We start from the raw sequence: 19,006 nt of genomic DNA, 5'->3' as shown, positions 1-19,006 counted from the left end.
ACACGGTTTTTGCAAAAGCACCCTAGTTTTTCACCAACATACTGATCGGAAAGCGTAATTTCCAGAAATGCCCCGCCGAACCACCTAGAACCGTCCTGCCCGCGCTAAGACGTACCCTCAAGCGCGTCCTCAGAATGTGACCGGCAGCCCCATCGATATGGAGCGGGCTTTATGCGTAATTGATATAGGGGCCATAGCCATCGCCGACCCTGTTGTCGGCTCTATCCACACCCGTCCCAACCGGAGACGCCGGCGGCCTGCGCGGGGGCGGACGCTGCAAATACTTGCGCAACAGAGCGTATGCGCCGCTGTGTTTTCACAATTCTCCTGTCTAAGCCTCAGCGGATGATGCCACCGTTGGGGGCCGGCATCAGCCGCTGCACCGATTTGACACTCCGTGGCAAAAAGGGCACATGTTTCAGCCAAGCTCCCGCCGCAATACTGTCGGCCGTTCAAGAGGGGCATCAGGGGACTGTCAGACACGGCATGATCAACGCCCGCAGCACGATCCGATCGCTCGGCAACGAGCCACCCTTGCTGGCCGATGGCCGGCGGGCGCCCGATCGGCGCGAGATCTCGCTGCGCTGGCTTTCCGGCACCTTTCTCACCGGTATCACCTCCTCCATCCTGATGGGCGTGGCACTGTTTGCCGCTCTCGACGGACGGCAGCAGCTGGCAATCCCGGCAGAGGCGTCTGCATCGCTGCCCCAGGAAGAGACGACCAACGTCACCCGCGGTGGCCGGCTTCTCGGCGGCAACATCGTCGCCATGCCGACGGACCGCAAGGTCATGGAGGTTTCCACCGTCGTGCATGAGGGACAGCGCGAGGTGATCCGCCGCAGGCCCTTCGCTCATGTAAAGATGAACCTGGCAGCCAACCACGTCGCCCAGGAAGACTACCCGGCCTTCGACCCTCTCACTATCTTCGCCTCCAGCGAGGAGCCAGCCTCCTCACCGACAAGCACCGGCGTCATCTACGGATCCGAGGTGGAATCCGAGGTGACGCTGCGCGCCCTGCCCTTCCCGAAGAAGGCAGCCGGCTATCCTTACGCGTCTTCCATGACGCTCGAGGAGGTGGAAGAAAACGTACGCAGCAACGGCTCCGTGCTGACCGATGGCAATGCCCAGCTTTCCGCCCTCTATTATGTCGATCCGCGCCGTTTCTCCTCCGAGGAGGACGGCCTCGACCTGACCGCTGGCCTCACTGCCCGGATCGTCGAGCAGAACATGACTGTCACCTCGGCAGAGCCGGTGACGCCGGAAACCCGCGACTATGCCGACGACGTCATTCCGATCCGCATGGAGAAAGACGTTGGGACCGCCTTGAAAGACGTCGGCTATCCGGAAGGCAAGGCCGACGAGATCGCCGGCCATCTCGCCAGTCGAATGAAGGAGCCGAAGCTGTTGCCCGGTGACGTCTTGCGCATTGGTGTGCTGCAGCAGGGCGATATGGTGCTGGTGGTGCGCGCCTCGGTCTATCGGCGCGGCAAGCACCAGGTGACGATCGCCCTCAACGACCGTGGCCGCATCGTCGATGCCGAAGAACCGCCGATGCTGGATGCCGTCGCCGGTGCCTTCGAGGAACAGCCGGTGCAGGTGGCGTCCGGTCGCGAGCTGCCGCGCGTCTATGACGGCATCTATCGCGCCGCCCTCTCCTACGGCATGACGACGGACATGACGGGGCTTCTCGTCAAGCTTCTCGCCAGCAGCGTCGACCTGCAGGCGCAGTTGAAGCCAAGCGATGCGATCGAGGCTTTCTTCTCGGTCCAGGACGAGAGCGGACAGGCAACCGAGCAATCGGAGCTTCTCTACGTCAACGCCCATTTCGGCGACACGACCACCCGCTTCTACCGCTTCCAGAACCCGGAGGACGGCTCGGTCGATTATTTTGATGCCGAGGGCAAGTCGATCCGCCAGTTCCTCCTGCGCAACCCGGTGCCAAACGGCCGCATGACCTCCGGCTTCGGCATGCGCCGCCACCCTATTCTCGGCTTCTCGCGCATGCATACCGGCACGGACTGGGCAGCCCCCCGCGGCACGCCGATCATCGCATCCGGCAACGGCGTGGTGGAAGCGGCCGGCTGGGCCTCCGGCTACGGCAACCAGACGATCATCCGCCACGCCAATGGCTATGAATCTTCCTACAACCACCAGAGCGCCATCGCCAAGGGCATCAAGCCGGGCGCCAAGGTCACCCAAGGCCAGGTGATCGGCTATGTCGGCTCCACCGGTCAGTCGACCGGGGCACATTTGCACTACGAGCTGATCGTCAACGGCACCAAGGTCGATCCGATGAAGATCCGCCTGCCGGGCGGAAAATCGTTGGCCGGCGACAATCTTGCCCGCTTCAAGGAAGAGCGTGGCCGCATCGATGCCCTTCTCGGCGGCGGCGGCGATCCGGCGGAAGTGGCAAGCCGATAGTTCCAGCGGAAAATGGCGGCGTCGGCCGCCATTTCGTTTTCACATTGTGTCAACGAAGTCAGGCCGCCTCGCTTACCTCTCGCTTCACCCGGAACAGCAGCCGGTCGGAACCGGCATCGACGGCCACCGTCGAACCGTCCGGGATCTGCCCGCCGAGGATCTGCTCTGCCATCGGGTCCTGAACGAACTTCTGGATCACCCGCTTCAGCGGCCGTGCGCCGTAGACCGGATCGTAGCCCTTGTCGGCCAGCCATTCGCGCGCGTTCGGATGGAGCTCGATCACGATCTTCCGCTCGGCGAGCAGCGAGACCAGACGCTTCATCTGGATGTCGACGACCGCCCCCATTTCGCCGCGTTCGAGGCGGTGGAACAGGATGATCTCGTCGACGCGGTTCAAAAATTCCGGCCGGAACGAGGCCTTCACCACATCCATCACCTGGTCGCGCACGTGATCGGAATCTGCCCCTTCCGGAAGAGTGGTCAGATATTCCGCCCCGAGGTTCGAGGTCATGATGATGATCGTGTTCTTGAAGTCGACCGTGCGGCCCTGCCCGTCCGTCAGGCGCCCGTCGTCGAGCACCTGCAGCAGCACGTTGAACACGTCCGGATGCGCCTTCTCGATCTCGTCGAAGAGCACGACCTGATAGGGCTTGCGCCGGACGGATTCCGTCAGCGCGCCGCCTTCCTCGTAACCCACGTAGCCCGGAGGCGCCCCGATCAGCCGGGCAACAGAGTGCTTCTCCATGTATTCCGACATGTCGAGCCGCACCATCGCCGTCTCGTCCTCGAACAGGAAGCGCGCGAGCGACTTGGTGAGTTCGGTCTTGCCGACGCCGGTGGGACCTAGGAATATGAACGAGCCGATCGGCCGGTTTGGATCCTGCAGCCCGGCGCGCGAGCGGCGCACGGCGCGGGAAACCGCCTGCACGGCGTCGCCCTGGCCGACCACGGTCTTGGCGAGTTCGTCTTCCATGCGCAGCAGCTTGTCGCGCTCGCCTTCCAGCATCTTGTCGACCGGGATTCCGGTCCAGCGCGACACGACATGGGCGATGCCGTCCGGCGTCACCACTTCCTGCACCATGTTGCCGGCGTCCGAGCCGTCCTGAGCTTCCGCCTCGACAAGCTCCTTCTCGAGCTTCGGGATCACCCCGTAGGCAAGCTCGCCGGCGCGCTGGAATTCGCCCTTGCGCTGGGCGATGGCAAGGTCGTTGCGGGCCTCGTCGAGCTGCTTTTTCAGGTCGGCGGCAAGGCCAAGCTTCTGCTTTTCCGCCTGCCAGCGTGCCGTCAGCGCATCGGCCTCTTCCTCGAGCGAGGTCAGCTCGCTTTCCAGTCGGGCCAGCCGGTCCGCGGATGCCGCATCGGTTTCCTTCTTCAGCGCCTCGCGCTCGATCTTCAGCTGGATGATCCGCCGATCAAGCTCGTCGAGTTCTTCCGGCTTGGAGTCCACCTGCATGCGCAGCCGCGACGCGGCCTCGTCCATTAGGTCGATCGCCTTGTCGGGCAGGAACCGGTCGGTGATGTAGCGGTTGGACAGTGTCGCGGCGGCAACGAGTGCCGAATCCGAGATCCGCACCTTGTGGTGCTGCTCGTATTTCTCCTTCAGGCCGCGCAGAATCGAGATCGTGTCCCCGACGGTCGGCTCGTCGACCATGACGGGCTGGAAGCGGCGGGCAAGCGCCGGGTCCTTCTCCACATGCTTGCGATATTCGTCGAGCGTGGTGGCGCCGACGCAATGCAGCTCGCCGCGGGCCAGAGCCGGCTTTAGGAGGTTCGATGCATCCATCGCGCCATCGGCCTTGCCAGCGCCGACCAGCGTGTGCATCTCGTCGATGAACAGGATGATCTCACCGTTTTCCGACTGCACCTCGTTCAAGACGGCCTTCAGCCGCTCCTCGAATTCGCCGCGGTATTTCGCGCCGGCAATGAGCGAGCCCATGTCGAGCGCCATCAGCCGCTTGTCCTTCAGCGACTCCGGCACGTCGCCATTGACGATGCGCAGCGCAAGCCCCTCGGCGATCGCCGTCTTGCCGACGCCGGGTTCACCGATCAGGACCGGATTGTTCTTCGTACGGCGCGACAGCACCTGAATCGTGCGGCGGATTTCGTCGTCGCGGCCGATCACCGGATCGAGCTTGCCCTCGCGCGCCTCGCCGGTCAGATCGCGAGCATATTTCTTCAATGCGTCAAAACCCTGTTCAGCATTGGCGCTGTCGGCGGTGCGGCCCTTGCGGACCTCGTTGATGACCTGGTTCAGCGCCTGGGCCGTCACGCCCGCCTTCTTCAGCGTGGCGGATGTCGATGCCGTGCTTTCGATCACGAGCGCGAGCAGCAGCCGTTCGACGGTGACGAAGCTGTCGCCGGCCTTCTTTGCCGCCTCTTCCGCCGTGGTGAAGACCTTGGCGAGCGGCTGGGACAGGTAGACCTGACCGCCGCCACCGGACACCTTCGGCAGCTTGGCAAGCGCCGCGTCATTGGCGATGCGGGCCTCCTTCGCGTCACCGCCGGCACGCGCAATCAGCGACGACGCCATGCCCTGGTCGTCGTCGAGCAGCACTTTCAGTACGTGCTCGGGCGTGAACTGCTGGTGGCCTTCGGAGAGCGCATGCGTCTGTGCCGACTGCAGGAACCCGCGCACTCGTTCTGAATATTTCTCGATGTTCATGTCTAACCTCCACGGATCGTCCCGCCCTTCGTAAGGCACGGAGCGATGATTGAGATTGAGCTCCCTCAAAGGCGAGCCCGTCGCCGGAACAACCGGCGTTGCAACGAGATATGGGAGAAGTTTTTGGGGATTTAAAGGAGCGGAAGAGATCTGCTGGAGGTACGGGTATCCTTCCGCTACGACTTGCCGCCGGGCGCGCTCCCGGCGGCAAGTCAGAGTTGGCCATCAGCCCTGTACACTAGGATGCGCGACCGGACGATTTGGGCTCGTGTCGCCTCGAGCACCATGTTGAGCGGGGTTTGGGCGGCGGGCGCACCTTCCCGAAGCCGCCCGAGCGGTTGACCTCCGTCAGCCGCCTTTCCCCGGCTTGCGCGCCGAGAGCAAGCCCGGTCTCCTGCGCCAGCGACGTTGGAGCACAGATCATCGTGGATGCGCAGTAGTACAGGCGTCCGACGGGGTTGATGTTCTCGTCGAGCGAAGAGCCAGACGATACGGATCTGCATCGGCACGCGGATCAACCGTGGCGTCCTGCGGAAAAGACGGGGTGCTGCTGCGTGCAGCGCATTGGCTCAGCCACGTCGATTACGACGTTCTCATGACCGGAGATTACTTCAGTAGAGGCTGCAGCAACAGAGGCCGCTGGCGCCCCGCGAGTCGGCTGTCATGCCACATCCGGGCTACTAAGGAAGGGGCTGGACAGCAGAAGCGAAAGCACCTACTTGATACGTTATTACATCACATGAGGTGACACATCATGACATCATTTTCGCACGTGATATCGGCGCTTGACGCGCCAGCTTGACGATACGTCTTGTTTCCGGCTAGCTGTCCGCGATGGTTCCTCGAGGTTGTACCGAAGGGATTAATAGGGAACGCGGTGAGGCGGCTTGCAAGAGCACCGATGCCGCGGCTGCCCCCGCAACTGTAAGCGGTTTGCCCACCCATCCTTGGGCGCTGAATGCGCCATGCCACTGAGCCTTTGCTCGGGAAGGCAGATGGGAGGCAGACGACCGTGAGCCAGGAGACCTGCCATCAATCGACAATCCAATCAGCCGGGCGGGGATGCCCGGAAAGGATCAGCCATGTTTGACCTGCGCCGCAAGGCCCTCCTCCGTCTTGATTGGACCCTCGGCCCATAGCTGTGCGGCACGGCATGGGCACTGCCCTGGTGGCATCCGCTTTTCCCTCCCCCAATCGAGATTTCAACAATGCGCCGTTTCATAACCATCCTTGCTTTGGCGTCGGGGCTTGCCGCGCTCGCCGGCTCCGCCTCTGCCCAGACCCAATACCCTCTCACGCTCAGCAATTGCGGCCGGGACGTGACCTTCCAAAGCGTCCCGCAAAAGGTAGTCTCGATCGGCCAGGGCATGACCGAGATCCTTCTCTCCCTCGGCCTCGCCGACCGTATCGTCGGCACCGCCGTCTGGGTCGGACCCGTGCTGCCGGCCTATGCCGAAGTAGTTCGTAGCATCAAGCGGCTTGCCGACAATAATCCCAGTTTTGAATCCGTCGTCGGCGAGGAGCCGGACCTCGTTGCCGCCGAGTTCGAATGGCATATCGGGCCGCAGGGATCGGTCGGCAGCCGCGAGCAGTTCGCCGACCTCGGCATCGAAACCTATGTGTCGCCCGCCGATTGCGTCGCCAAGCGCAATACCAACGGCGGCGATGGCGTCCGCAAGGAACTGTTCACGATGGATCTCATCTATCGTGAAATTGCCGAACTGGCGGAGATCTTCGATGTAAAGTCGCGTGGCGACAGTCTGATCGCCGAGCTTCGCGCCCGTGAAGCCGCCGCCGTCTCGTCCGTCGCCGGGCTGGCTGGCAAGGACACTCCGGTCGTCTTCTGGTTCTCCAGCAAGGACGTGGAGGGCGATGCCTTTATCGCCGGCAAGAACAGCGCACCGGCCTATATCCTGAGGACGCTCGGCGCGGCCAACGTCGTGACCAGCGAAGAGGAATGGCCGCTGGTCGGCTGGGAAACGATTGCGGAGGCAAACCCGGCCGTCATCGTCATTGCTACCATGGATCGCCGCCGCTATGCCGCCGATGATCCCGCAGTGAAGGTCGCCTTCCTGGAACAGGATCCGGTAACGCGCGAACTCGACGCGGTGCGCAAAAAGCACTTCGTGATGATGGACGCGCAGTCGATGAACCCGACGATCCGCACGATTGACGGGATCGAGATCCTGGCCCGCGGCATCGCTTCCTTCGGTCTTTCCCGGTGAGGCAGGTGGCTTCAAGGTGTTGGACCTGGTGGGCGCTGGCCGGGCTTTGCCTTGCCGCTAGCCTCCTTCTCGCGCTGATGGTCAGCCTGGCAGTCTCAATCGGGGAGATGGCCATCCCGCTGGCGACAACCGGCAAGGCCGTTGCCAACCGCCTTGCCGGGACCGGCTTCGAGCTCAGCCGCATCCATGAAGGCATCGTCTGGGACTATCGCCTCAGCCGCGCCCTGGTCGCCGCCAGCGCGGGAGCAGCACTCGCGCTCAGTGGCGCCATCCTCCAGGCTCTGCTGCGCAACCCGCTGGCCGAACCCTATGTCCTCGGCATCTCCGCCGGGGCATCCACGGGCGCCGTTTCCGTTATGATCCTTGGCGTGGGCTCCGGCGCACTTGGACTCTCCGCCGGCGCCTTTGTCGGAGCTGCCGTCGCCTTCCTGCTCGTCGGCCTGCTGGCGGCCGGTGCCGGCGGCAGCAGCGAGCGAATCATCCTGTGCGGCGTCGCAGGCTCGCAGCTTTTCAATGCCATCACCTCCTATATCGTCACCACCTCGGCCAATGCCGAACAGGCCCGCGGCGTGCTCTTCTGGCTGCTCGGCTCCTTGAGTGGCGTGCGCTGGCCGGATGTCTCCCTTTCGGCGCCGGTGGCGCTGGTCGGCTTCCTGGTCTGCATGGCTCATGTCCGGGCGCTTGACGCCTTTGCCTTCGGAAAGGATGCCGCAGCCTCACTCGGCATTTCCGTCACGCGCGTGCAGGTCATCCTGCTCGGCACGACGGCAGCCATGACGGCGATCGTGGTAAGCATGGTCGGTGCGATAGGCTTCGTCGGCCTAGTGATCCCGCATGCCGCACGCTTCGTCGTCGGGCCGGGCCATGCCCGGCTTCTGCCGGCCACAGCCTTTGCCGGCGCGATCTTCATGATCGGCGCCGACATCATCTCGCGCATCATCATTCCGCAGCAGATCCTGCCGATCGGCGTCGTCACCGCCCTCTTCGGCGCGCCCGCCTTTGCCGCGATCCTTTATCGGGCACGGAGGAGCGCATGAGCATCGCCGTCGAAAACGTCAGCTTCGCCGCCGGCAACAACATTGTGGTCGACGGTGTCAGCCTCGACATCGACAAGGGCAGGATCCTGGGTCTTCTCGGCCCGAACGGATCGGGGAAGTCCAGCCTGCTGAGGATTATCTGCCGGCTGAGAAAGGTGCAAAGCGGCATCGTCCGCCTCGGCGAAGACGATATCTCCCTCATCCCGCGCGCAGCATTGGCCCGTCGCATTGCCCTCGTGGAGCAGCAGTCCAGCACCGATACGCAGCTGACGGCACGCGACGTGGTGGGGCTCGGTCGCACCCCCCATCGCGGACTGCTCTCATCGAGAAGCGCCGATGACGATGCGGCCGTCGAAGACGCGCTGGATCGGGTCGACATGCTGCACAAGGCAAACCAGCTCTGGCAAACCCTGTCGGGAGGTGAGCGCCAGCGGGTCCATATCGCCAGAGCCCTGGCGCAGGCACCGAGCGAACTCCTGCTCGACGAGCCGACCAACCATCTCGACATCCAGCATCAGCTCGAGATCCTGTCACTCGTCTCCCGGCTCGGCATCACCTGCATCGTGGCGCTTCACGATCTGAACCTCGCCGCCATGTTCTGTGACAAGATCGCCATTCTGCGCGAAGGAAAATTGGTTGCCGCCGGCACCGCCGGAGTGGTGCTGACGGAAACGCTGATCGAAGATGTCTTCGGCGTGCGTGCGCATGTCGAACGCTCGTCGGTGCACGGCCGGTTCAACATCCAGTACCGCCTGGGCCAACGCCAGAGCGCCTTGTCGGATCTGCCGAGCGAAGGTGGGGATCGCACTAGACAATCCTCCTAATGCGTTTAAGCCTATCGATCCTTGCCCTGTCTTAGACCTTTCTCGCTGGAAGCTTCGCTCCGTCTTCGGCGGAAGACATCAATGCCTGGCGTCTTCTGGTGGGCGACCAGAAGGAAGCCAAGCTGACGGTTCTGGATTGCGTGACCGGTGATGAACTCGCCAGTTATCCACTTAAGGGATAGGTCACGCACCTGGTAGCCAGCGAAAGTGGCAAGACCGCCTTCGCGGTGCAGATGAACGCCGATGCGGTTGACGTCGTGGCCACCGGCGCGACCTTCTCCGACCACGGCGAGCACAGCGACATTGAGCTGGAGCAGCCTTCACATCTCGTGCAGCTGGAGGGGCGTCGTCCAGCCCATGCCGTGTCGCATGGAGATGAGGTCCTGCAGTTCTTTGATCTTAAGGGTGAGGCGCGCGTCTTTGCGGAACAGGCGCTTCTCCAGGGAAAACCGAACTACGACACGGTTAAAGCAGCCGCTCCTCATCACGGCCTTGTCGTCATGAACGATTACATGCTCGTTTCCGAGCCGGACCTGTCGCAACCGGTTAAAGAAGGGGAACTGCCCCCGCGCCTAGGCCTTAAAGTCCTCGACAAGGCGGGACAGCAGGCCGGCGACGTTGCCACGTGAACGGGGCTGCATGGCGAAGCCTCTTCCGCCGACATGGTCGCCTTTAGCTGCAAGGAAGGCGTTTTGGTCGCGCGCCCCAGGTGGGGCTGGAGCTCCGGAGCTGGAAATGCTGGAATACAGGCAGAACCTGGCCCGCAGGCTAGGTCAGCACGCTGCTGGGCGGCAAGCCCATGCAGTTCTTCCTCGGCAACTACGGCGATGACAAGGTGGTGGCGATTGACCCCTCGGAACAGGATCCGTTTCGCCTAGTTCAGCTCGCGGTTTGCCGGGTCGATTTCGCCCTCGATTCGAAGCGGGTGAGCCGAGCCTACGTCTTCACGGAAGACGGAAAGCTTCATCTTCTTGACGTTCTGACAGGCGAGATCACGAAGTCCGCACAGGTCACGGAGCCTTACAGCAAGGACGGCCACTGGCGCGACCCTCGTCCGCGCCTCACCGTCATGGGGAACGAAATCGCGGTAACCGACTCCAACCAGCAGAAGGTTCTCGTACTGGACGCGGGAACGCTGTCGCAAAGCCGCACCATTCCAGTTGCCGGAACACCGTTCAATATCGTTGCCGTCGGCGGATCTGGCGTACGCCATTGATCGTGTCAACCTGCGGCGCCTGTTCGAAGCACGATGGGCCGTGAGGACATTCCAGAAACGCAAAAACTCCGGTCGCGAGAGTCAGACTGCTGACAAAGTCCTCTTTGCCTTTGCTGGCGCTACTTCAACTCCGATCCGCTCTCTTCTCGATTCAGAGACGTTCCGTGAATCTTGGTCCTTGAGAAGGTGGGGCGGGGGTTTGTCATCAAGCTGAACTCCGGTCGCGAGACCGGAGTTCATTTGTCCTCAGCTGACGATCACTCGCCCGCCACCTCGGCCATCTCCGGCTGTCCGCCGGAAGCTTCGCCTTCGGACGCGCTCTCGCCTTCACCGCGGCGCGGACGGCGTGGGCGGTTGCCAGCATTGCGGCGGCGCGGCTGGCGCTCCTTGGCGGGTGCGGCCGGCGCATCTTCCTCGGCAGCCACTTCCGCCGGCGTTCCTTCGATCACAGGCTGAGGTCCGGAGCCATCGATGGCCGGCGCTGCGTCCGCTGCCGGGGCCTGCTCGCGCCGGTTCTGGCGCTGCTGGTCACGCTGTTGATCGCGTTGCTGGTCACGGTCTCGGCGCGGCTGCTGCTGCGGCTGTGCGTCGTTGGAATGCTGGCGGCCGCCGATATCGTCTTCGAAGTCGTTCGAGTCGTTGTCGTCGACATCCTGATTGTCGCGGTCTTGGCCATCGCCGCGGTCGTCACGCTGGAAGCGTTCCTGCATCTGCGCTTGGGCGGCGGCGATGATGCGGTTGTAGTGCTCGGCGTGCTGCAGGTAGTTTTCCGCGATCACGCGGTCGCCGGCGCTCTGGGCGTCGCGGGCAAGCGTGGCGTATTTCTCTGCGATATGCTGGGCCGTGCCGCGGATTTTGACGTCTGGGCCGGAGCTGTCATAGGTGCGGGTGAGAGGATTGCCGCCCTTGCGGTTGAAGTTGTTGCCACCGCCGTTGTTGGAGCCGCCACGCCCTCGACCGCGCTTGTTCTGCTGTCCTGGCCTCATAGATCGATCACCTGAATTTTCTGTTATCCGCTGATAGGGGGCCACGCGGCCGTGCTGGCACATGCCAGAGCAAGACTTCGCGCGCCGCGGACAGGAAGAAACCAAGCCGCCTGCCGCTTGTGAAAGTCAAATTAACTGATTCACGCACCGGGAAATGTTCAACCTTCGAAACTCTTAAAAAAGAGCCGGTCCAGGGTTGACCTAACCCGAACGAATCTCCGTTCATTCCCAGCCGCCCAGTGCGTGGCCGCAAACTATCCCGCTTCCTCTGTAAATCCAAGCTTTTTCTTTCGCTGTGCAAACTCATGCACCAGCCGCTTTGGAGAAGAGGAGCACGCGGTCGTTGCCGCCATAGTCGCATGCTGCTTCCACAACTTGGAAGCCCGCTTGCGCGAAAACGTCTGTAACGCTGTCCTTCTGGTCATAGCCGATTTCGACGCCGAGAACACCGCCGGATGCAAGCCTCTTCAATGCACCCGCGGCTATCGCCCGATAGGCATCGAGGCCATCTGCACCGCCATCGAGCGCCCGTGGCGGGTCGAAATCCCTGACCTCCGGCTCCAACTCCGCCACTACGGAGCTCTGGATATAGGGCGGGTTTGACACGATTATGTCGAAGCGCCCGGAGATCGCCTCGAACCAGTTGCTGCGGACCGTCTCAAGCCTGTCCGACAGTCCTAGCCGAACGGCATTGGCGCGCGCGGTCTCCAGGGCACCATCCGAGATATCCGTGGCGAAGCCGATTGCGCCGGCACATTCCTTGAGGAGGGCGAGGATGATTGCGCCCGTTCCCGTCCCGAGGTCGAGAACCCGGGCCGCCCCCTGCGCCGCGACGATCTGCCTCAGCCGGGGAAGAACCCTATCGACCAATGTCTCGGTATCGGGCCTCGGCTCCAGCGTCTCCTTGGAGAGCTTCAGCACCATGCCGTGGAATTCCCGTTCCCCTAATATGCGGTGCACGGGCTCGCGTTTCAAGCGCCGCACGACGGCATCTTCAATCGTGCCCATCTGCTCGTCCGTCAGCACGAGGTCCTCGCCGGCAAAAACCTCCATGCTGCTGAGCCCCAACAGGCCGCCGATCAGGACGCGCGCTTCCATGGGAGCGTCGGCAAGTCCGGCGGCGGCAAAACGCGCCCGCGCATCGGCAACGGCCGCACCGAGCCGGGTCACCCCTGCATCTCGCCAAGCTGTGCCAGCTGACCCGCCTGGTAGTCGGAGATCAAGGCGTCGACGACTTCATCGATGTCGCCTTCCATCATCCGGTCGAGCTTGTAGAGCGTCAGGTTGATGCGGTGATCGGTCACCCGGCCCTGCGGAAAGTTGTAGGTGCGGATGCGCTCGGACCGGTCGCCGGAGCCGACCTGGCTCTTTCGGTTGGCAGAGCGCTCGCTCTCGGCCTTTTGCCGCTCCATGTCGTAGAGGCGCGAGCGCAGCACCTGCATGGCCTTGGCGCGGTTCTGGTGCTGCGACTTCTCCGAACTCGTCACCACCAGCCCCGTCGGCAGGTGGGTGATGCGCACGGCCGAGTCCGTCGTGTTGACATGCTGCCCGCCGGCGCCGGAGGAGCGCATGGTGTCGATGCGGATGTCCTCGGCGCGGATCTCGATGTCGATCTCCTCCGCCTCCGGCAGCACCGCAACGGTTGCTGCAGAGGTATGGATACGTCCTTGCGTTTCCGTGTCCGGCACGCGCTGCACCCGGTGCACACCCGACTCGAACTTGAGCTTGGAGAACACGCCGCGCCCGCTGACGGTCGCGATGATTTCGCGAAAGCCGCCGGCCTCGCCTTCGCTGGCGGAAAGCACCTCCACCTTCCAGCCCTTGCCCGCGGCATAGCGCTCATACATGCGGAAGAGATCTCCCGCAAACAGCGCCGCCTCGTTGCCGCCGGTGCCGGCGCGGATTTCCAGGATCGCGCTCTTCTCGTCGGCCGCATCCTTCGGCAGCAGGAGGACCTGCATGTCGCGCTCCAGCGCCTCGACGCGCTCCTCCGCCTCCGGCAGTTCCATCTCGGCCAGTTCGCGCATCTCGCGATCCGTCGCCTTGTCGGCGAGCAGCGTCTTCAGGTCGGCAACCTCCGCGGTCGCCTTCTCGTAGTCGCGGATCTTGCGCACTACCGGCTGCAACTCGGAATATTCCGAAGCCAGCCGCACATAAACGTCCGCCGCCGGTCCCTCCGACATGCGCGCTTCGATTTCGCCGAAGCGGCGCTCCAACTCGCGCATCTTGTCTACAGGAAGCTTCGCCACCCTGCTCACTCCATTTTCTTGTTCTTCTTAGACCGGGACGCCGTTCTCTGCGGCAAACCGGATCAGCAGCGCGCGGATCGGCTCTTGCGACCGCTTCTCGTCCAGCGCTGCATTAAGCGCCTGCGCCAGCTTCTCGGCATCGAGCGACAGCAGCATCGCTTTGACTGGCCCGATCGCCGTTGCGCTCATCGACACCGACTGGAAACCGAGACCGATCAGCGCCATGGCCGAAAGCGGCTTGCCGGCCATCTCGCCGCACAGCGTCAGCTGCGTCTGGTTGCGCTCGGCCGCCCGCACAATCTCGCGCAGCATCCTGAGAAAAGGCTTGCCCAGCATGTCGAAGCGGTCGGAAACGCGCGCATTGCCGCGATCGGCTGCCATGGTGAACTGGAAGAGGTCGTTCGAACCGACCGAAACGAAGTCCACCTCAGCCATTAGCTCGTCGAGCTGCCACATCAGCGAGGGCACCTCCAGCATCGCGCCGAACTGCAGGCGCCGCGGCAGGTTGTGGCCGAATTTGGAAAGATGCTGCACTTCCTTCTGCAGAAGGTCGCGCACCGCATGGATCTCGGAGACGTCCGTCACCATCGGCAGCATCATCTTCAGTTCCGCACCGGCGGAAGCGCGCAGCAGCGCCCGCAGCTGCGTGCGCAGGAGCCCCGGCCGGTCGAGCGAAAGGCGGATCGCCCGCCAGCCGAGCGCCGGGTTTTCTTCCTCGTGGCTACGAAAATAGGAAACGACCTTGTCGCCGCCGATGTCGAGCGCGCGGAACGTCACCGGCAGGCCGTTTGCCTGCTTGATCACGTTGCGATAGAAGGCCTCCTGCTCTTCGAGCTTCGGCATGGTCGAGGCGATCATGAACTGCAGCTCGGTGCGGAAAAGCCCGATGCCGTCTGCGCCCGATTCTGAAAGCTGCGGCAGGTCCACCATCAGGCCGGCATTCATCATCAGGCTGATGCGCTTGCCGTCCAGGGTCACCGGCTCGACGTCGCGCAGGGCACGGAACTGCTCCTGCCGGCGCGCGCGCAGCCGCACCTTTTCCTCATAGGCCTTCAGGAGGTCTGCCATCGGCCGCAGATGCAGCTCGCCCTCGTCGCCGTCGATGATTACAGCATCACCGTTCTCGGCGAGCGCCACCGCACCGACGGCCTGACCGATCACCGGGATTCCCATGGCGCGCGCAACGATCACCACATGGCTCGTCACCGCCCCGTCCTCGAGCACGAGGCCGCGCAGCTTGTCGCGCGGGTAGTCGAGAAGCTCCGCCGCCCCCATGGCGCGGGCAAAGATGATCGCGTCCGCCGGCAGCCCCTCGCCCATGGCGCGGCCGCTATAGCCCGTCAGCTGCCGCAGCAGCCGGTTGGCGAGGTCATCGAAATCATGCATGCGCTCGCGCAGATACGGATCCGTCAGGCGCATCATGCGCGCCTTTGTGTCGCTCTGCACCTTTTCCACCGCAGCCTCAGCCGTCAGGCCATTGTGGATCGCTTCCTCCATGCGGCGCACCCAGCCCTGGTCGTAGGCAAACATGCGATAGGTTTCAAGCACCTCACGATGCTCGCCCTCGCTTGCGACCTCGCGGCGCGACAGCATGTCGTCGATCGAGATGCGCAGCGAGCCCAGCGCCTCGGCAAGCCGGCGCACCTCGTTGTCGGCGTCGTCGTTCAGGAGATTGGTGACCACCACGCGCGGCTCGTGCAGCACCACATGGCCAAGACCGATCCCCTCGCTGTAGCCATCGCCCTCGATGGTGACGGCACGCGTCAGGTCGAGCTCGAGGCCCGGCTTGGTGATCTTCTTCAGTTCCCCGGTCGCAATCATCTCGGCGATCACCATGGCGGTGGTTTCAAGCGCCTCGACCTCGTCTTCGCGGTAGGTCCGGCTCGCCTTGTTCTGGACGACGAGGACGCCCAAAGTGCGACCGGCCCTCAAGATCGGCACACCGAGGAAGGAGTGGTAGATTTCCTCTCCCGTTTCAGGAAGATAACGGAAGGCGGGGTGCGCCTGCGCATCCGAAAGATTGAGCGGTTGGGCCGACGCCGCGATGGTGCCGACAAGACCCTGCCCCATTTTCAGCTGCGAAAGGTGCACGGCTTCCGGATTGAGACCTTCGGTCGCATAAAGCTCCAGCACGCCGTCGGAACGCAGCACATAGACCGAGCAGACCTCGGCCACCATATTGCTGGCGATCTGACGCACGATCCGGTCGAGCCGCTCCTGCGGATCCAGCGGCTCGGCCATCAGTTCTCGCAGCCGCCGCAGCAGAACGCGCGGACCCGCCGACAGGTCTCTCATCGGCATAGTTGCTCCCGAAACGAGGTCACGTTCGCCGGCAATCTCCACCTCCGCAACCGGGAAGCGAGGCCTGCCGGCCCATGATCAACTCTTATCGAGACCGTAGGCAGAATGCAAAGTCCGAACGGCGAGTTCGGAATAGGCGCCGTCGATGAGGATGGAAATCTTGATTTCCGAGGTCGTGATCGCCTTGATGTTGATGCCTTTTTCAGCAAGTGCCTTGAAAGCGAGCGCCGCGACGCCCGCATGGCTGCGCATGCCGATGCCGATCACGGAGACCTTGGCCAGGCCCGATTCGTTCTGCGCCACGTCAAAGCCGATCGTCGCCTTGTTGTCCTCGAGCACCTTGAGCGCCTTCTGCACGTCCCCGGAAGGCACGGTGAAGGTCATGTCGGTGCGCGATCCATCCTCGGAAATGTTCTGGACGATCATGTCGACATTAATGTGGGCTTCGGCCAGCGGCCCAAAGATGGCGGCCGAGACACCGGGCCGGTCAGCGAGCCGGCGCAGCGAGATCTGTGCCTCATCCTTGGCATAGGCGATGCCGGTGACGACTTCCTGTTCCACGATTTCTTCCTCGTCGCAAATCAACGTGCCGGGCGGATTGATGAGGTCGCCCATGCCCGGCGCATCGGGATCCTCGAAACTTGAGCGTACGAAGGTACGGACCTTGTGAACCATGGCAAGCTCGACCGACCGCACCTGCAGGACCTTTGCCCCGAGCGAGGCTAGCTCGAGCATTTCCTCGAACGAGATCTTCTTCAGCCGTCGCGCCTTCGGCACCACGCGCGGATCGGTCGTGTAGACGCCGTCGACATCGGTATAGATGTCGCACCGGTCGGCCTTGACGGCCGCCGCAATGGCAACGGCCGAGGTATCGGAGCCGCCTCGGCCGAGCGTGGCGATCCGGTTGTCCGGGCCGATGCCCTGGAAGCCGGCAACGACTGCCACCTGGCCCTCGCCCATCCGGCGAATGATGTCCGACCCGTCGATCTCGAGAATACGGGCCGCCCCATGGGCGCTGTCCGTCCGGATCGGGATCTGCCAGCCCTGCCAGGAGCGGGCATTGACGCCCATCGATTGCAGCGCGATGGAGAGCAGGCCGGAGGTCACCTGTTCTCCGGAAGCGACCACGGCATCGTACTCGCGCGCGTCATAGAACGGCGAGTTGGCACCGGCGACCTTGGGCGTGTCCTGCACCCAGCCGACCAGCTCGTTCGTCTTGCCGGACATGGCAGAGACGACCACCGCCACCTCATGCCCGGCGTCGACCTCGCGTTTGACATGGCGCGCAACATTATGGATGCGTTCCAGATTAGCGACCGAGGTGCCGCCGAACTTCATGACGATGCGAGCCATTTTACCCTTGAGTCCATCCGTTCGCCCGAAGGGGCGTCTGCACAGAAACGCCCCGGGAGAGGCGGAATTCGCCGCGTCTCATAGCGAAAAGGGGGAAGGCGCGCAATGGCGGCGGAAGCGAGATTCGTAGTGCAGAAGGGCGCAACCCTGTGGCGTCACGCCCTCTCATTCAGCGATCTGATAGCGGGTCAGTTCCGGGTCAGGCACTCGGGGTCCTGATTGAAGCAAATGGTCCCATTCGGTCCCGGAACGGGGCCGCCGCTGCGTCCACCAAGGTCTCGATCTCGATCGCGGTCACGATCGCCCCGATCGCGATCCCATTCCCTTCGGTCGCGATCCCGGTCCGTGTCGCTACGATCTCGGTCCCAGTCGCGACGGTCGCGGCGATCCCAGTCCCGGTCGCGTCGGTCCCACCTGTCGCGGTCACGGTAGAAGTCGCGGCCGCGGTAATGGCGGTCCCAATAGTTGCCGAGCTCGAACGTGACGGTCGGGATGCCGAGCGGGCGGTAGTAGCGAGGCTCAACCTCGACGCGCCGCTGCTGATACGCCGCCCGCACGTAATTGCCGGAGACCCAGCCACGTCCGCCGCTGAAGGCGACGTCACACCAGTTGACGTTGCGCATGCAGCCATAGATCGTCACCGGCGATCCTTCCGGAATGACAGTGACCGCCGGATAGGAAGTGCTGGGTCCGGAGCGCATGTTTACGTTGCCGGTCGAGACGCCGCGTACGGCGGCGTCCGCGAGCGATGGCAAGGACACTGCAGAAACAAGCGCTGCAGCCGCGATAGACAGGTACTTCTTCACGTGTTTCCTCCTGCGGAGCATTTCGGCGGCCTATGCGCCGCCTTTCTCTCCAAAATGTTCGCAGCACTCTATTGTTCCCGGACGCCTGAACCGGCCGTGAACAAGCGGTTCAGTAGCATCACAGGTAGTTGTGCAGGAAGGTTAAGAGCGCCCGACGCATCGCCGGCGTCTCCTGGTGCCCTACGCCTGGCTGCGCCAGGAAGACCAGCGAGGCCGGCGCGCCGGCATTCGCATAAAGAGCCTGCGTCGTCTGAAGAGCGGCCGCAACAGCGTCTGGTGGCGTCAGCGGATCGTCCTTGCCGACACAGATCAGCTGCGGTCGCGGTGCGACCAGCCCTGCGATCTCACCGGTCGATGTTTCGCGCAGCATCCCCGGGATCGTAAGGTAATGGCCATGCAGATCGTGCACGCCGGTCTCTAACAGGGTGGCGAAGTCCGCATAGCAGCAGAGATGTGCCGCAGCAGCAATGCCCCGGTCGATCGCGGCAAGGAAATAGGCGAGCGCCGCCCCCATGGAGAGACCCGTCACGGCGATACGCCGCGGATCGACGTCGCTCCGCTCCGCCAGCCACGAGACCGCCGCCGCCTGCTCTGAAAGCATCTGCCCGAACAGCGTCCTCCCGTGCCAGAGCGCTGCCTTGGCTGCGGCATCCTCCGTCACACTGGCTCGTTCGCCGAAGGTCGGCATGTCGATCGACAGCACGATGAAGCCTTGCCGCGCCAGTGCAGGCCCGGGTGGATCCAGCAGTGCCGGGCGACCGTCGACCAGTTCGGAAGCTCCTATTCGTAGCGCCCGCCATGGGCGTGGCAGCGTAGAATCCCAAGACACCGCACCGCCGACGCCTTCGCACGCGTCAGAATGCCCCTGACGCTGTTCCTGTCGGGAAGGCGAAACCGCAACCGTTCAATGGCAAACCCGTCGGTGA

The 19,006-nt window shown here is 63.5% G+C and carries 14 protein-coding genes, 1 pseudogene and 1 riboswitch; of the genes and pseudogenes, 6 read left to right on the top strand and 9 right to left on the bottom strand.

Annotated elements, in window-relative coordinates:
- Positions 1-486 precede the first annotated feature (486 nt).
- The gene (locus tag MUU54_RS16060) at positions 487-2,421 is read left to right on the top strand and encodes a M23 family metallopeptidase (protein ID WP_247245031.1); all 1,935 of its coding nucleotides are present in this window, start codon (positions 487-489) and stop codon (positions 2,419-2,421) included.
- A gap of 58 nt (positions 2,422-2,479) precedes the next feature.
- On the opposite strand, the gene clpB is transcribed toward MUU54_RS16060, so the two are convergent.
- Entirely contained in the window at positions 2,480-5,083 is a 2,604-nt protein-coding gene (clpB, locus tag MUU54_RS16055; RefSeq protein WP_247245030.1) for an ATP-dependent chaperone ClpB, read from the bottom strand.
- Positions 5,084-5,295: 212 nt separating this feature from the next.
- Positions 5,296-5,570, bottom strand: a pseudogene (locus MUU54_RS16050) (hypothetical protein); the annotation flags it as partial.
- 332 nt (positions 5,571-5,902) lie between these two features.
- A riboswitch (cobalamin riboswitch) is annotated at positions 5,903-6,131 on the top strand.
- 160 nt (positions 6,132-6,291) lie between these two features.
- Between MUU54_RS16050 and MUU54_RS16045 the strand changes: the two are divergent.
- The 5 genes from MUU54_RS16045 to MUU54_RS24820 all read left to right on the top strand — a co-directional run bounded on the left by MUU54_RS16045 (position 6,292) and on the right by MUU54_RS24820 (position 10,385).
- Positions 6,292-7,308 (top strand): ABC transporter substrate-binding protein, encoded by a 1,017-nt coding sequence (locus MUU54_RS16045; RefSeq protein ID WP_247245029.1) that lies wholly within the window; start codon positions 6,292-6,294, stop codon positions 7,306-7,308.
- The gene (locus tag MUU54_RS16040; protein WP_247245028.1) at positions 7,305-8,345 is read left to right on the top strand and encodes a FecCD family ABC transporter permease; all 1,041 of its coding nucleotides are present in this window, start codon (positions 7,305-7,307) and stop codon (positions 8,343-8,345) included. Before MUU54_RS16045 ends, MUU54_RS16040 begins: the two co-directional genes overlap by 4 nt.
- A complete protein-coding gene (locus MUU54_RS16035) occupies positions 8,342-9,169 on the top strand; it encodes an ABC transporter ATP-binding protein (protein ID WP_247245027.1) in 828 nt (275 codons plus the stop codon). The genes MUU54_RS16040 and MUU54_RS16035 overlap by 4 nt, the downstream gene beginning before the upstream one ends.
- Before the next feature lie 233 nt (positions 9,170-9,402).
- A complete protein-coding gene (locus MUU54_RS24825) occupies positions 9,403-9,798 on the top strand; it encodes a hypothetical protein (RefSeq protein ID WP_312038837.1) in 396 nt (131 codons plus the stop codon).
- Between the two features lie 170 nt (positions 9,799-9,968).
- Positions 9,969-10,385, top strand: coding sequence for a hypothetical protein (locus MUU54_RS24820; RefSeq protein WP_312038836.1), 417 nt, complete (start codon positions 9,969-9,971; stop codon positions 10,383-10,385).
- A gap of 257 nt (positions 10,386-10,642) precedes the next feature.
- On the opposite strand, the gene MUU54_RS16025 is transcribed toward MUU54_RS24820, so the two are convergent.
- The 7 genes from MUU54_RS16025 to MUU54_RS15995 all read right to left on the bottom strand — a co-directional run bounded on the left by MUU54_RS16025 (position 10,643) and on the right by MUU54_RS15995 (position 18,909).
- On the bottom strand, positions 10,643-11,371 hold the full coding sequence (locus MUU54_RS16025) for a DUF4167 domain-containing protein (protein WP_247245026.1): 729 nt from the start codon (positions 11,369-11,371) through the stop codon (positions 10,643-10,645).
- A gap of 303 nt (positions 11,372-11,674) precedes the next feature.
- Positions 11,675-12,541, bottom strand: a complete 867-nt coding sequence (gene prmC, locus MUU54_RS16020) for a peptide chain release factor N(5)-glutamine methyltransferase (protein WP_247245025.1) — start codon at positions 12,539-12,541, stop codon at positions 11,675-11,677.
- Positions 12,538-13,620, bottom strand: coding sequence for a peptide chain release factor 1 (gene prfA / locus MUU54_RS16015; protein ID WP_247245024.1), 1,083 nt, complete (start codon positions 13,618-13,620; stop codon positions 12,538-12,540). Before prfA ends, prmC begins: the two co-directional genes overlap by 4 nt.
- 27 nt (positions 13,621-13,647) lie before the next feature.
- Positions 13,648-15,915 (bottom strand): phosphoenolpyruvate--protein phosphotransferase, encoded by a 2,268-nt coding sequence (gene ptsP, locus MUU54_RS16010; RefSeq protein ID WP_247245044.1) that lies wholly within the window; start codon positions 15,913-15,915, stop codon positions 13,648-13,650.
- An 84-nt stretch (positions 15,916-15,999) separates the two neighbouring features.
- Positions 16,000-17,274, bottom strand: a complete 1,275-nt coding sequence (locus tag MUU54_RS16005; RefSeq protein ID WP_247245023.1) for an aspartate kinase — start codon at positions 17,272-17,274, stop codon at positions 16,000-16,002.
- Between the two features lie 188 nt (positions 17,275-17,462).
- Positions 17,463-18,101 carry an SH3 domain-containing protein gene (locus tag MUU54_RS16000; protein WP_376742112.1) on the bottom strand — a complete coding sequence of 213 codons (639 nt, stop codon included), beginning with the start codon at positions 18,099-18,101 and terminating at the stop codon, positions 17,463-17,465.
- Between the two features lie 97 nt (positions 18,102-18,198).
- The gene (locus MUU54_RS15995; RefSeq protein ID WP_247245021.1) at positions 18,199-18,909 is read right to left on the bottom strand and encodes an alpha/beta hydrolase family protein; all 711 of its coding nucleotides are present in this window, start codon (positions 18,907-18,909) and stop codon (positions 18,199-18,201) included.
- Positions 18,910-19,006 lie beyond the last annotated feature (97 nt).

It is taken from the genome of Pseudorhizobium tarimense (genome assembly GCF_022968135.1).
In the GTDB taxonomy this organism is placed as follows: domain Bacteria; phylum Pseudomonadota; class Alphaproteobacteria; order Rhizobiales; family Rhizobiaceae; genus Neorhizobium; species Neorhizobium tarimense.
This window is presented reverse-complemented; position numbering and strand designations above follow the sequence as displayed.